General features: G+C 41.7%; 8 protein-coding genes and 1 pseudogene. 6 read left to right on the top strand and 3 right to left on the bottom strand.

The window, feature by feature from the left end:
• Positions 1–1,210: 1,210 nt before the first annotated feature.
• A pseudogene (locus QUB70_RS09930) lies at positions 1,211–2,037 on the bottom strand (IS5 family transposase).
• A 142-nt stretch (positions 2,038–2,179) separates the two neighbouring features.
• On the opposite strand from QUB70_RS09930, the gene QUB70_RS09925 reads away from it, so the two are divergent.
• The gene (locus QUB70_RS09925; RefSeq protein ID WP_442927752.1) at positions 2,180–2,491 is read left to right on the top strand and encodes a hypothetical protein; all 312 of its coding nucleotides are present in this window, start codon (positions 2,180–2,182) and stop codon (positions 2,489–2,491) included.
• A gap of 197 nt (positions 2,492–2,688) precedes the next feature.
• On the opposite strand, the gene QUB70_RS09920 is transcribed toward QUB70_RS09925, so the two are convergent.
• Entirely contained in the window at positions 2,689–4,788 is a 2,100-nt protein-coding gene (locus QUB70_RS09920) for a pentapeptide repeat-containing protein (RefSeq protein ID WP_332979991.1), read from the bottom strand.
• A gap of 117 nt (positions 4,789–4,905) precedes the next feature.
• Between QUB70_RS09920 and QUB70_RS09915 the strand changes: the two genes are divergently transcribed.
• The 5 genes from QUB70_RS09915 to QUB70_RS09895 all read left to right on the top strand — a co-directional run bounded on the left by QUB70_RS09915 (position 4,906) and on the right by QUB70_RS09895 (position 11,986).
• Entirely contained in the window at positions 4,906–5,223 is a 318-nt protein-coding gene (locus tag QUB70_RS09915) for a hypothetical protein (RefSeq protein ID WP_332979990.1), read from the top strand.
• 265 nt (positions 5,224–5,488) lie between these two features.
• The gene (locus tag QUB70_RS09910) at positions 5,489–5,884 is read left to right on the top strand and encodes a nuclease A inhibitor family protein (protein ID WP_332979989.1); all 396 of its coding nucleotides are present in this window, start codon (positions 5,489–5,491) and stop codon (positions 5,882–5,884) included.
• 585 nt (positions 5,885–6,469) lie between these two features.
• Complete coding sequence (locus QUB70_RS09905; RefSeq protein WP_332979987.1) at positions 6,470–7,789, top strand: hybrid sensor histidine kinase/response regulator; 1,320 nt, start codon at positions 6,470–6,472, stop codon at positions 7,787–7,789.
• 95 nt (positions 7,790–7,884) lie between these two features.
• Complete coding sequence (locus tag QUB70_RS09900) at positions 7,885–11,055, top strand: ATP-binding protein (RefSeq protein ID WP_332979986.1); 3,171 nt, start codon at positions 7,885–7,887, stop codon at positions 11,053–11,055.
• Positions 11,056–11,332: 277 nt separating this feature from the next.
• On the top strand, positions 11,333–11,986 hold the full coding sequence (locus QUB70_RS09895; protein WP_332979985.1) for an NAD(P)-dependent oxidoreductase: 654 nt from the start codon (positions 11,333–11,335) through the stop codon (positions 11,984–11,986).
• An 844-nt stretch (positions 11,987–12,830) separates the two neighbouring features.
• Here QUB70_RS09895 and QUB70_RS09890 read toward each other — a convergent pair.
• Positions 12,831–13,558 (bottom strand): RNA-guided endonuclease InsQ/TnpB family protein (locus QUB70_RS09890; protein WP_332979984.1); only part of this gene is annotated, 728 nt, incomplete at its 5' end.

Below are 13,558 nucleotides of genomic sequence, written 5' to 3'. Positions count from 1 at the left end.
CGAGATCGACTCGCTCTAACGCGCTTTGCATTTAGCAGCAAGAGGGTATTGAGCCGCAATTGAGCGGGATGGAATACCCGCTTCATTGCCAAAATCAGTAAGGCTAACTATAGCCATCTTTATTTGTAAACGCAGTGGCAATATAGAGATAGTTTTACTGAATATGTCTGCGCTCAAGTCTAGTCTTTTTCCGGAGATTGAGTGGAATTTATAACGACGATTCTTCGTAAGTAGATATTATTTCTGCTTCTCACGTATTAGGCCCTATCTCTGATAGTCGCACATAACTACGGTTTATGTGCGACTACTTGCTAAGCTGTGTTGCATCTAGATTGCCTATGGTATTAGAGAGGGAGAGGGGGAGAAGGGGAGAGGGGGAGAGGATTTGACGATTGTTCGATCGGGACTCGAAATATACAATTTAAATGCACAACAGCTTAAGCTGTTACGCATTTAAAATAGTATTGTAGGGTGCCACGGCTCCTTTCTCGTTTCCCTTGTAAGCGTAAGTGTTCTAGCTGACGCACCCTACAGGCCCCGCCCGGTGGTTTAAATGCGTAACAGCTTATTATATTTAGCAAAAATCGGCGACATTAGGAATGAGAATTAAATAACTTACACTCTTGAAAGTGGGGTGTCCCGCCCGCCCTTTTTGGACGGGCGGGACGCCCATCCCACAATAACAATTAAAATTGTAAGTTATTTAATTCGCGATCCTTAATTAGACTGGACAACACCCTATTGAGAGCGGCTAAAATTTATTTCTCCGGTTGCTGACAAACGGAGGAAAGTTGCACTGTTTTCTTGAGTAATTGACATTTGGTATTACTGGTGGCACAAAACAGCTCGCCTTGTGAAGTATAACCGCTCGTTGGGCGGCGAATTTATCTCAAGAATCATCAAGGAGCGCTAGCCTTGCGATGGCGAATATATTCACTTGTTTACTAATTATTAACCCACATTCCGCAGATGTGATTCATGTTAGTGGTATTTTTGAAAAATCACAGCCATCAAACTTTTTTAGTCTAACTTTTTTAACTTTAGTGTCTACTTTTTGTGAAAATTAGTAGACAATATCTCAAGTTGAATCCCGGCTTTTTTTCCTGACAATAACTTGCTCAAGTTATCAGACAATACACTCCAATAAATCCATATGTTTTTCGACCAATATAATAAACCTCTTGCGAAAGTAATTCAAAATTTCTCTTTATTATTGGCGAATAAGTTCATAATTATAGATACCAGCAATCAAATTTAGTCTCAAACCCAATCGTTTTCTTCGATTTATGTATCGGGACAAAAGTATCCAAAATCTTTTGAGAGGGCGATGAATATGTTCGATAATTATTCGCTCCTTTGCTTACTGGCGATTAGCTTTCTTTTCTTCTACGGTTAACTCTTTCTTTTTCCTCTTTTTATGTGGAGTTCGACTTTTTTGATGGAGTTTTTGAATTCCTTGATAGCCTTTGTCTCCCAAAAACTCCTGTTCTTTGTCTAAACGAATCTTACTCTTTTTCCACAGGAGAAAATCATGCACTTTCCCTTGGTCACAATCAATACAGATGATTTCTCTATTTTTTGGGTTGGCTACGACTTGAGATTTTATTGTATGGCACTTCTGCTTACCGCTGTAGTAGGATTTCTGTTTTTTTTTGTCTTTCTATCTCCTGTTCTGCTACATCCACTACCACGGCTTCAATTTTGAGTTCCCTGTTGACAAGTGCTTTTTTCCCTGGTAAATTAAACAGTCCTGACTTAATTAAAATATTCTCCACTTTTTTGATGATTCTATAAGCATTTGCTTCATCAATTCCCCAGCCCGTTCCCAAATGAAAGTAGGTACGATATTCTCTCCAATAGCCAGGGGGTCATTAATACTTGATCTTCCATACTTAATTTGCTTGGTCTTCCCGGCTTAGTTTGTAGTATTTTTTCTGCTGCTACCGCTTTCACCATCTGTTCAAATGTCTCTGGCTTTACCCCGCAGCAACGCCTAAACTCTGCTGGGCTTAATTTTTTTACCTCTTTGTAGTTCATAATTTTACATTAACTCTTTCACTATTTTCTCTTATTTTGTCCCGACTTTCGCAAGAGGTCTATTGCAACCGCTTATCAAAATACATCGGCAGGCATTGCTAGTGGGGTAGATGTTTCTCATCGCGGTGGCAAACCAGGCTTTGTGCGGCCCGATGATGACTGTACGCTGACCGTTCCTGACTTCTCTGGCAATTGTCAGTTTAATACCTTTGGCAACCTAGAGTTGAATCCCAGTGCAGGACTGCTATTTGTGGATTTCGATCGAGGCAACCTGCTCTATCTCACAGGCACGGCCGAAGTGATTTGGGAAGGGGCCCTAATCAATGACTACGAGGGAGCAGAGCGATTGTTTCGCTTCCACCTCGATCGTGGCTATCGGGTAGAGGGCAGCCTTCCACTGCGCTGGTCATCGCCAGCATTCTCGCCTTTCTTGGATCGCACAGGTTCCTGGTGAGGGAACGGCTTATTTAATCTTGTTAGTGTCTTTATTTTTTCGCCACCAAGAAACTTGATTTTTTAAAACCTCATAGCAAAAGTATTTCAAAATTGCATTTTGCCAGCGGCGAAAACTTCCTGACACCACAGGAATCGGTTAGCTGTAGCAAATTAATGTTGCAGGTAACTACAGCTATGCTTACAAATACTGCAACGCTACGCAGGCAAGCCTAATGCCTTCAAGATTGTTGGCAATAACTTGCTGCACGCCTCTACAATGCTGGCAGTCTGGGGCAAACTGCTCAATGTTGCCTCAAACATCTTCCTCGCTTTTCGTGTCAGCCCTTCCTTTTTAGCAGGTTCCTCTGTTTGCTTAGCTTCTGCCAAAGCTTGCACCTGCTCTAATAAATCCGCTTTGTCAGGCTCTGATAAATCCGAATCATTTTCGATGATTTGTTGGAGCTGTGTCAGGAGTTCTTTGATGTTGGGTTCATCGGGTTCGGACGCATCTGGCAACCCCTCGATCGTGTTAGTCACGTTGCCGCTAATCGTACCCAAATTAACGACCCCATCACCGCCAACTAAGCCGCTGATGTCGCCAATGCTGCCACCGCCCGAACGAATGTTGATTCCCTTATTTTGAGTCATAATTAATTCTCCTTGAACGATTTGAATTGTTTCTGCTTGAATCTTAGATTGATGCGTACCTATTTTAATAAACTGCTCGATGGTTCCCTTAAGGGTACGAATTTCACCGTCTTGTTCCGCTAGTTTTAACTGAACGGCGATCGGTAATTCCTTTTTGATTCGAGCGTACTCTGTAAAATACTCGCGGCTTAACTCAGATTTGTCGGCTCCCGGTGCAGTTGTAAACCTGAGATTCAAGCCCTTGTCGCCCCGCCGTTCGATCGCCACAAACCGTAGCTCTTGCTCTGGATGGTTGGTTGATAAGTTTTTAAGTGCAATAGAGATAGCGCGGGGGTCAATATCCTGACTGTGGTACAAATCTAGAGTATCCACGTAAGGCTTAATGAAATCTGCAAAATCTCCTCCAGCGAAAGTTTCTCCCCAGTTATCCGGTTTTCGCAATCGGTTGGGATTACGTGTGGTTTTAAGACGCATAAATACATAGCCACATTTCAAACCTTCTAAGTTCGTGCTACCTGTAATTCCCCAATCTTCGATACAAGCTCCCGTGAGAATTGCTCCCGTCATATCTGTACCGTCGAGTTGCGCTTGCTTCAGGATGGCTCTGGACAGATTGGCATCCCGCAAATTAGCGTTGTTGAGGTTTGTTCCTATAAAACTGGCACCTTGCAGATATGCATCTTGCAGGTTCACGCCTTCCAAATTCAAGCCATCAAAGTTTTGAAACTCTCCTTTGAGCGTGATGACCAATTGTCGAATTTTGGGATTGGCGAGGTAAGTGTTTTCCAATCTGGCAAATTCTAATCCTTGTACATCGTACCAAGATGTTCGCATCAAGTTAGCATTGCGAAAATCTGTATGCTTTAGATTTGCTTGAGAGAAGTCTGCTTCAGTGAGGTTTGCTCCTTGAAATGATGTGCCTGCAATTGCCGTTAAGTTGATTGCTAATCGGGCAATTCCTGGGAACCGACTGCTAGGTTCAAATGCTTTCCAACCAATGATTGCACCTGTAAGTAGGATAGCTGTGGCGATCGTAACATCTATCCAATTAGGTTTGATGTCAGAACTTACTTGACTGACAAGGTTTAGAGTAATTCCTATGCCTGCTAAAGCTGAACTACTCAGAATAGTTAATAGTCTTTTAGAAATTGATCGACTAGCAGCAAAGGTCATAGCACCTAGCCAAAGCGCTAATAATTCACTGGTTACTGTAAATGAAATGTAAACAAAAGCATCAATAAGTAATGAAGTTTTTAAAAATATAAACAAAATGCTGGAGACGGATAAAGTTATGAGACTAAATCCCAAAAAATCAGTAAAACCTCGTTTAGCAGTCAGCAATAATCCGACAACTACCAAAATTATAATTCCCAAACCCAAAAATGTCGTAGGCAAAGATGCGGCTTTTGACCCGATCAGACCTGTCCCCCAAATTGCCGCCAATGCTGACAAAATCCCAGTCACACCTGCTAGCCCAGTTAATCCCACTGTTTGAAAAATTACCCAGGTAATTGGAACTCCTGCTTGAATTTTTACGAAATTTGCTTCATGTAAATTAGCTTTGTTCCAACAATATCCTCGAACGTTTTTCCCTTTAATAGTTTTTACTACTTCCGAATCACGTTGTTGCTGTTGCTTTCGATGAGGTGAGGGAGAATAAATACTCATAATCATTTTGCATAAGGCTGTCTTCACAACTACTATGTTTCAAGTTCCTCCGGATTCCGGGAGTCTTTAATGTTATATTTGTGTCAAATATCTTTTGTATATCCTCGCTCACAAATTATGCTTACCTCAGAGAATGAATCCAACATTAATGATAATATCCGTGAAGCATTCGCGGATAAACTTGGCTTGAGCTTGTCTGATGCAGAGATCATACTTTTGCGATCAAATAAGACATTATCTTTTGAACAATTGGCACAAAATCACAGCCTTACAGAATTAGGTACAGCTCTGATTCGCCTAGATGCAGTTAATCAATTGCAAGAAACAGAACGTGAGTTTTCTTTAAAGCGGTTTTACCCTGATGAGGGTGATTACTGCATTACGTTGGGGAAAAAGAAGTGTTGCTTCACACCCCCTGGACGATTGGAAGATTGAATGAAGACTAGGCTTTCATATCTTTGATGATTCGAGTGTGCGGTAAAACTCCACCATAGAGCGAAGTTTTACTGCATCTCATTTACTAGAGCCTAGTTGCCACATCAGGACGATTCTAGAATTGCTGAGACACCAAAACCTACAGACAACGATGGTTTACACTTGTGAAAGATTATTCAGTCAGCGTTGATGGATGCGTTCGCCCCAACTCAACCAATCCTTAAAATCTCTAACTTGCCTGGGTTTCAGCTAATCAACAGCCACCATGACTAACTCGATCGCCACCCAACTCAAACAAGCTGCCGAGGGTTTGCTCTTCCTCAGCGAAACCGACGCGCCCTTCGAGGTCGTTCGCTGGCAGGCACAGGGAGAGCTAACCCCGGCGATACTGCTGCAACTTACCGAACATCCACCCGACGCTCCCGTAGAACTGCGGACGGTTGACGAATTCTTTGCGATCGCCACCGCAGAGGAAGATTGGCACGATGCAGAGGAACGGGAAACTGTGCAGCGGTTCCGGCAGTTGGTTAGCATCCTGAAGCAAAACTTATCGCAGTTGCAGGTTTATCGAGTTGGCGATCGCAGCATCGATGCCTACATTGTCGGAGTAACCCCCGGCGGCGAGTGGGCTGGGTTGGCGACAAAGCTGGTGGAAACTTAGGCGGAATGAAAACTAAACTTGATGCACATCAACAATAAAATGGAGCGCATCAGCAGTTAATCGCAGCAGGTAGAACTGTGTTGTTTGCCTGACCGTGCAGTAGTCGGTAGGTGTAAAATTTAGGATATAAAATTTTGAGAATATAATCTAGATGTGGCGGGGGTTTGACGCTCCTAGCTCCTAAAACCGATTATCGTAATGGCTACAGCCTATGCTGGATAAAAGTTTTTAGGCTGCGTGTAAAAAAAATGGGTCTAAAGTTCCGTCTAGGACAGCTTTCTTTAACTGTGGTATAATTACGACTTTTAATAGGTCGTGCTGGCAGTGGAGGCGACAGCCTTTTTGTAGGTGAAACTGCTGGAATTTGGTATTTTAAACCACATTCCGGTTCTTCTTTACTTGGTATGCTAAACAGACCTGTCCGCTAGCCTAAAAGTTTTGCTAGCTAGGTAATAAGTGCAGTCATTATTTTTAGCGTTTGAGGCTAAGAATACGGGCGACCAACGGCTAGAACCCTTTATTGTACAGCCAAGTTATGATGCTTAATTACAAGTTAAGCATAACAGGTAATGAAGAGCCAAATAAATGAACGCCGATTCTGAAAAGAAAGATATTGTTTTAATCGTAGATGACAACTCTAATAACTTAGGGGTACTTTATAATTTGTTGGATGATGCCTCCTTTGAGGTTTGGGTGGCACAAGATGGGGAAAGTGCTATTGAAAAGGTGGGCTATGCACTCCCTGATTTAATTTTGTTGGATATAATGATGCCGGGGATAGATGGGTTTGAAACTTGCGATCGCCTGAAAGCAAATCCTTTAACTGCTGACATTCCCGTGATTTTTACGAGCGCTCTGTCTGAAACCGTTGATAAGGTTAAAGGTCTGTCTTTAGGGGCAGTGGATTATATAACTAAACCCTTTCAGCAAGAAGAGGTTTTAGCTCGCGTTAAACTGCATCTAAAATTGCATTTCTTGACTCAGAAAATTGAAAAACAAAATCAGGAACTAGAGCAGCGCGTACAAGAGCGAACGGCTGAATTATCCCAGGCTTTACACAATTTAAAACAAGCTCAAGTTCAATTAGTGCAAACTGAAAAAATGTCGAGTTTGGGTCAGTTAGTGGCGGGCGTGGCTCACGAAATTAACAATCCACTCAGTTTTATTTTCGGCAATCTCAATCACGCTTCTGAATCTATCAAAGACCTGATCGATCATTTGGAAGTTTATCAGCAAAGTTATCCCAATCCAGTCCCTCAGATTTCTGCTCATGCTCGAGAAATCGAGCTAGATTACCTGTTAGAAGACCTGCCAAATATGATTGCTTCAATGAAGGTAGGAGCCGAGAGAATTGGTAGTATTAGTGTCTCTTTGCGAAATTTCTCCAGAATGGATACATCAAATAAGGTAGCAGTAAACATTCACGAAGGGCTAGATAGCACTCTTTTAATTTTGCGCCATCGGCTGAAGGGAAGTGGCGATCGCCCCGCGATTGAGGTGGTTAAAGAATACGGCAATTTACCGTTAGTGGAATGCTATGCGGGACAGTTAAATCAAGTTTTTATGAATTTGATTGCCAATGCAATTGATGCCTTGGAAGATAAAATGGTAAATTCCGAATCCGCAAAAACTGCTAATTGTAAAATTACAATTAGCACTGAATTAGCAAATGATAATTCAGTAAAAATTCACATTGCTGATAACGGTACAGGTATCGAAGAGACAGTAGTTTCTCAACTATTTGAAGCTTTCTTTACAACCAAACCCGCAGGTAAAGGTACAGGATTGGGATTGAGCATTAGTTATCAAATTGTGGTAGAGAAACATGGAGGAAAACTCACTTGTACTTCCACACTCGGTCAGGGTACCGACTTCACTGTTGAAATCCCAATAGAGCAGTCATAATTGCCGATTGTGGCAACAAAAAAGCCCAATATTTTACTTGTGTTTTTGTCAAACATAAGATAACATTGATATCACGATGGCTGGACTGTTCTATTATGCGCTCAACTCCTTCTAGCTCCAGAAAATACCCCCTCCGCCTTGTTCTAGTAGGGCCATTTTTACTGCAAATTTTTGCTGCTGTAGGGTTAACAGGATGGCTATCATTACGCAACGGACAGAAAGCTGTTAACGATGTTGCTGCTCAGTTACGGGGGGAAATTAGCGATCGCATTGAGCAGAATCTAAGAACTTATCTTGCTAGCGCCCATCAAGTCAATCAAAGCCTCGCCGCTACTATTAATATAAACTTGTTGGACGTTCGGAATCAGACTAGCTTGGAGCGTTACTTTTGGCATCAGCTTCAAGTGTTTGAATCAGTCAATGCTATTTATTTTGCTAATCCTCTCGGAGGAATTACTGTAGTTGAGCGTGGAGAAAATAGCAAATTATATATTCGCATAACAGAAGGATTTGCTAGCGGTAAGTTCTTGTCGTACTCTACAGATAGTTTTGGCAATCGCAAAAAACTGGAAAAAATTATCCCTGTTTTTGACGCGCGAACTAGACCCTGGTATAAAGCAGCGCTTGCAGCAAGAAAACCTATATGGAGCGCTCCTTTTATTGTATTCGGAAGGCAGAATTTGGGAATTACTGCTAGCCAGCCAGTTTACAATTCAAGTGGTAATTTGATAGGTGTTTTAGGTACGGAGCTACTTGATAGTGAAACCCGCGATTTTCTAAATAGTTTAAAAATTGGTAAGTCTGGAAAGACATTCATCATGGAACGCTCTGGACTGATGGTAGCTTCTTCAACCTCAGAAAAGCCATTTTTAGTTAGTAAAGATGGAAAAGTCTATCGGCGGATGAAAGCGACTGAAAGTAGCGTGCCTTTGATTCGCATTTCATCCCAATATTTGAGCGATCGGTTTGGTAATTTAAGCAAAATTAATGCTAACCAGCAACTCACGTTAAACTTGGACGGCAAGCAGGAATTTCTACAGGTAACACCATTTAAAGACGGTCGCGGTATCGACTGGCTAATTGTAGTCGCAGTCCCAGAATCGGACTTCATGGAGCAAATCAATGCTAATACCCAGACTACTATTTTACTGTGCTTTTTAGCATTACTTCTGGCGACCGCTATCGGAATTTTTACCTCTAGCTGGATCGCCGACCCAATTCTGCGTTTGAGGGATGCAAGTAGAGCAATAGCCAATGGAAAATTAAACCAAAAAGTAGAGGTCGAATCGATTGGAGAACTGGATATTTTAGCTGAATCGTTCAATCTTATGGCACAGCAATTACAAGAGTCTTTTACTGCCTTAGAAAAAACCAACGAAGAGTTAGAACAGCGCGTTGATGAACGGACTGCCGCACTGCGAGAAAGCAAAGCACTTCTCAACCAAACCCAACAGCTAGCAAAAGTTGGCGGCTGGGAAATCAATCTAGAAACTGAAGAATTGGCTTGGACAGAAGAAGTTTACCGCATTTATGAAGTTGATTCAGGTTTTCAGTTAACTATGGCAGCAGCAAAGGCTTTCTATCCATCTGAGTCCTTACAGATTTTGGAACCAGCACTCGAAAGTGCGATCGCAAATAAAGAACCTTTTGATATAGAGTTGCAGTTCGTTACGGGTAAAAAAAATCAGCGGTGGGTTCACGTTCTCGGCCAGCCTCACTACAAAAATGATGTTCCTGTCAAATTGAAAGGAACTTTTCAAGATATTACAGACCGCAAAATAGCAGAAATTGTACTGCAAGAAGCTAAAGCTGCTGCTGATGCTGCCAATCAAGCTAAAAGTGAATTTCTAGCTAACATGAGTCACGAACTGCGAACACCTCTCAACGGCATTTTAGGTTACGCTCAAATCCTCCAGCGAGATAGCAGTTTAACTCCCAAACAAATTGCTGAGATTAACATCATTTACCAGTGCGGTTCGCACTTGCTTACTCTGATTAATGATATTTTAGACCTTTCTAAAATTGAAGCTAGAAAAATGGAACTCCATCCCACAAATTTCTATTTCCTAGCATTTCTTCAGGTAGTCAGCGAAATCTGCCGCATTAAAGCCGAACAGAAAGGCATTTCTTTAGAATGCCAATTTGACTCTGCACTCCCCATTATTGTTGAAGCTGACGAAAAACGCTTGCGGCAAGTGTTAGTCAATCTCCTGGGTAATGCGGTCAAATTTACGGATGCAGGCAGTGTTACTTTTAAAGTGGCTGTAGTAGAATCGGTAGGTTTGGAATCAACTGCGACCGCACTCACAGATATTAACACAATCCGCTTTCAAATAGAAGATACTGGCGTGGGAATGACGGGCGAACAAATGCAGAAAATATTTCAGCCATTTGAACAGGTAGGTGAGGCTCGCCGCATGGCAGAAGGAACTGGTTTAGGATTGGCAATTAGCTTAACAATTATTGAAATAATGGGAAGTAGCATCCTAGTAAGTAGCAAGCCGCAGGTAGGCAGCAAGTTCTGGTTTGATTTGAGTTTGTCAATGGCGGCTGATGGAAAGGTTTTACCAACAGTGCAGCCAACAGGAACTATCGTCGGCTTTACAGGAAACAAGCGCAAAATTCTCGTAGTAGATGATAGGTGGGAAAACCGCTCTGTGATTGTCAATTTGCTCGCACCCATTGGCTTTATAGTTGTTGAAGCTACCAATGGAATTGAAGGTTTAGAGCAAGCTCGCGAATTAATGCCAGATGCTATTATCACCGACTTGGTAATGCCCCAAATGAATGGTTTTGAGTTGATGCGCCGCCTGCGTGAATTGCCAGAATTGAAAGATATGATAATAATTGTCTCCTCAGCTTCAGTGTTTGAAACTGACCAGCACAATAGTTTAGATGCTGGGGCGGATGCTTTTCTTCCCAAACCTGTAGAAGCTTCTGATTTGTTTAGATTGTTGCACAGGCATTTAGGGCTATCTTGGCTCTACGAACAGTTAGTTGAAGTCTTTCCCCCTGCCAAAAATATTAAACGAGATAGCGCCTTATCGTCGGCTGCGGCTATAGTTCCTCCACCCCCAGAAGAAATTGATATTTTCTATGATTTAATTATGAAAGGCAATTTGAAAGCGATTATCAAACAAGCCGAACATTTAAAAAATTTGGATGCCAATTTTATTCCTTTTGCTGAGCAGTTGTGTGAATTTGCTCAAAAGTTTCAAGAAAAACAGCTAAAGTCTTTTATTAGTCAATACAAGCAAAAGGATTAATTACCGCTCTTCTGTCATTCTAAGCAAGCGACTATTCGATATTGTCAGGACTTACGTAAGGGGTATCGTATACAGCCATCCTAAATGATTTTCTATCCCACATTCCGCAGATGTGATTCATGTTAGTGGTATTTTTGAAAAATCACAGCCATCAAACTTTTTTAGTCTAACTTTTTTAACTTTAGTGTCTACTTTTTGTGAAAATTAGTAGACTATATCTCAAGTTGAATCCCGGCTTTTTTTCCTGAAAATAACTTGCTATGGAAACTAAATAACAATGTCAAAAAAAGTAATCGTTTTCGGAGCAACAGGCTTAATGGGAAAACAAATTGTAAAAGAAAATATCAAAGCAGGAAATGAAGTAACCGTTTACATCCGACAAACGGAATACCCTGAAAACGTGAAAATTATTACAGGAGAACTCGATGATGAAACCAAAATGGCAGAAGCAATTCAACATTTTGATGTAATTGTTTCGGCAGTTGGAAATCGAAACTACGAAGACCCAACAATGGTAGTAGCACGAATCGGAAAATTGTTATCAAGATTAGTTTCAACCAATCAAAGATTAATTTTAGTTGCAGGTTCAGGGCTTACTTTGCACGATAACAAAACCTTGCGTAGAGATTTATCAGGTCAGCCAGAATTCTTAAAAAATCAACGGGCAGACCATTGGGAAGCTTATACACAAATCGCACCGCTCGATATTAATTATCTTTTTATCTGCCCTACAATGGTAATAGAAGGCGATGCAGATGGAAATTACCTTTCACAAAAAAACTATTTTCCTAAAAGTGAAGCCAAACAAATATTCGCTGGGAATGTTGGACACTTTATTGCAAATGAAATTTTAGAAAACAAATACAACAAAACAAGAATAGGATTAGTAAACAAATCAGGCTCTTCATTACCTGTTATGCTTAACTTGTAATTAAGCATCATAACTTGGCTGTACAATAAAGGGTTCTGGCCGTGGGTCGCCCGTATTCTTAGCCTTAAACGCTAAGGATAATGACTACACTTATTACCTAGCAAAGCTTTTAGGCTAGCGGACAGGTCTGTTTAGCATACCAAGTAAGGAAGAACCTGTCTTTTAATGTTTTGGCATGACTGTCTCCCCCATGCAGTGTGGTCGATTGCCACTAATAGGTGTTCCGTTGCGGGTGCTTCCTGCTGTAATTGCTGGAGATACAGCATCATCAGTTTTTTCCGGTCTGGTCTACTGTCTTGTAATGCTTCGTATATGCGGCTCTCCTGGACTTTTGGTGAAAAAGTGGGGGGTTGCTGATAGCTTCATCAAAAGATTGAATTGAAAGCCTTATAGGGCAATGGATTGAGGATTAATAAGGCTGGCTTATAACCTCAAAATCAGGAGAGCCGTATATGCTTGGCCATTGACGATTGAATAGCGGACTGAGTGAAAATTCCGCCAAACAGGCCGCATTCCTGGTTGTCATTACTGCATCCATCAGCTCAAATGTTGAATCCTTGGCGAGTACCAATAACTCGTATGCTGCTTGACGAAATTCCTTTAATCGTTCACTGTTCATTTAGGGAGTCGATGGGTTTATATTTCACCCTCATTCTCTCCCGGCGCGGTGGCTCTAGTTCTTCTTTTGCCACCGTTCTCATCTTTATTTAGTCTAAACTACAGAATTGACATCCTCCCACCACTAATTCGGAGTACCGAATATAGTGGGGATTCCCAAGAATTCTTGGTTCGCAGTTCATCGAGCCAACTTAGAGCAAAAGCGTCTCCGTTCTTGAGCCAGAGGTTAGTTTCTCCCTGCGATGAAAGAGCTTTTGGCTCCAGATTCCGTATGCCCTACGGTACTGTTTAGATATTCGGCTAACAACTTGAATCCTTTTACCAAAATGTTCTTTGCGGCATTGTGGTCACGGTCTAAAACTGTCCCACACTTATTGCATTTATGTGTTCTATTACTAAGTGTCTTCTTGACCTTTACTCCACAGCACGAACAATCAACAGTCGTGTTGTGAGGTGGAACAGCGATAACAATGACACCGTGAACCTTGGCAAAATATTGAAGCCATTGTGTGAATTGATACCAAGAAGCATCGCTGATGGACTTAGCTAAGTGATGATTCTTTACCATGTTGCGTATCTTCAAGTCCTCATAGACAATTAAATCGTTAGACTTAACTAGCGCCAAAGCATCTTTTCGAGCCTTGTCTTCACGCTGTCTACTTACCTTAAGATGTTGCTTAGCTAAAGCCTTACGAACTTTATGGTATCTATTAGACTGTTTCTTACCCCTGACGTGTTTTTTAGAAACCCGACGCTGAAGGCTTTTTAATCTTCGCTCGGATTTCTTCAAGTATCGAGGGTTATCTACAGTATTCCCATCAGAATCAGTGTAGAACTCTTTAAGCCCTAAGTCGATTCCCGTCATTTTGCCTTGAAACTCATGCTCCTCTTTTCGATCCCAGTCCACTAAGAACTGAGCGTAGTAGCCATCAGCACGTCTGACAGCTCGAACCC

Source organism: Microcoleus sp. A003_D6 (assembly GCF_036702825.1).
Lineage (GTDB): Bacteria > Cyanobacteriota > Cyanobacteriia > Cyanobacteriales > Microcoleaceae > Microcoleus.
The sequence above is the reverse complement of the archived record's forward strand: the minus strand, read 5'-3'. Positions and strand labels throughout refer to the sequence as shown.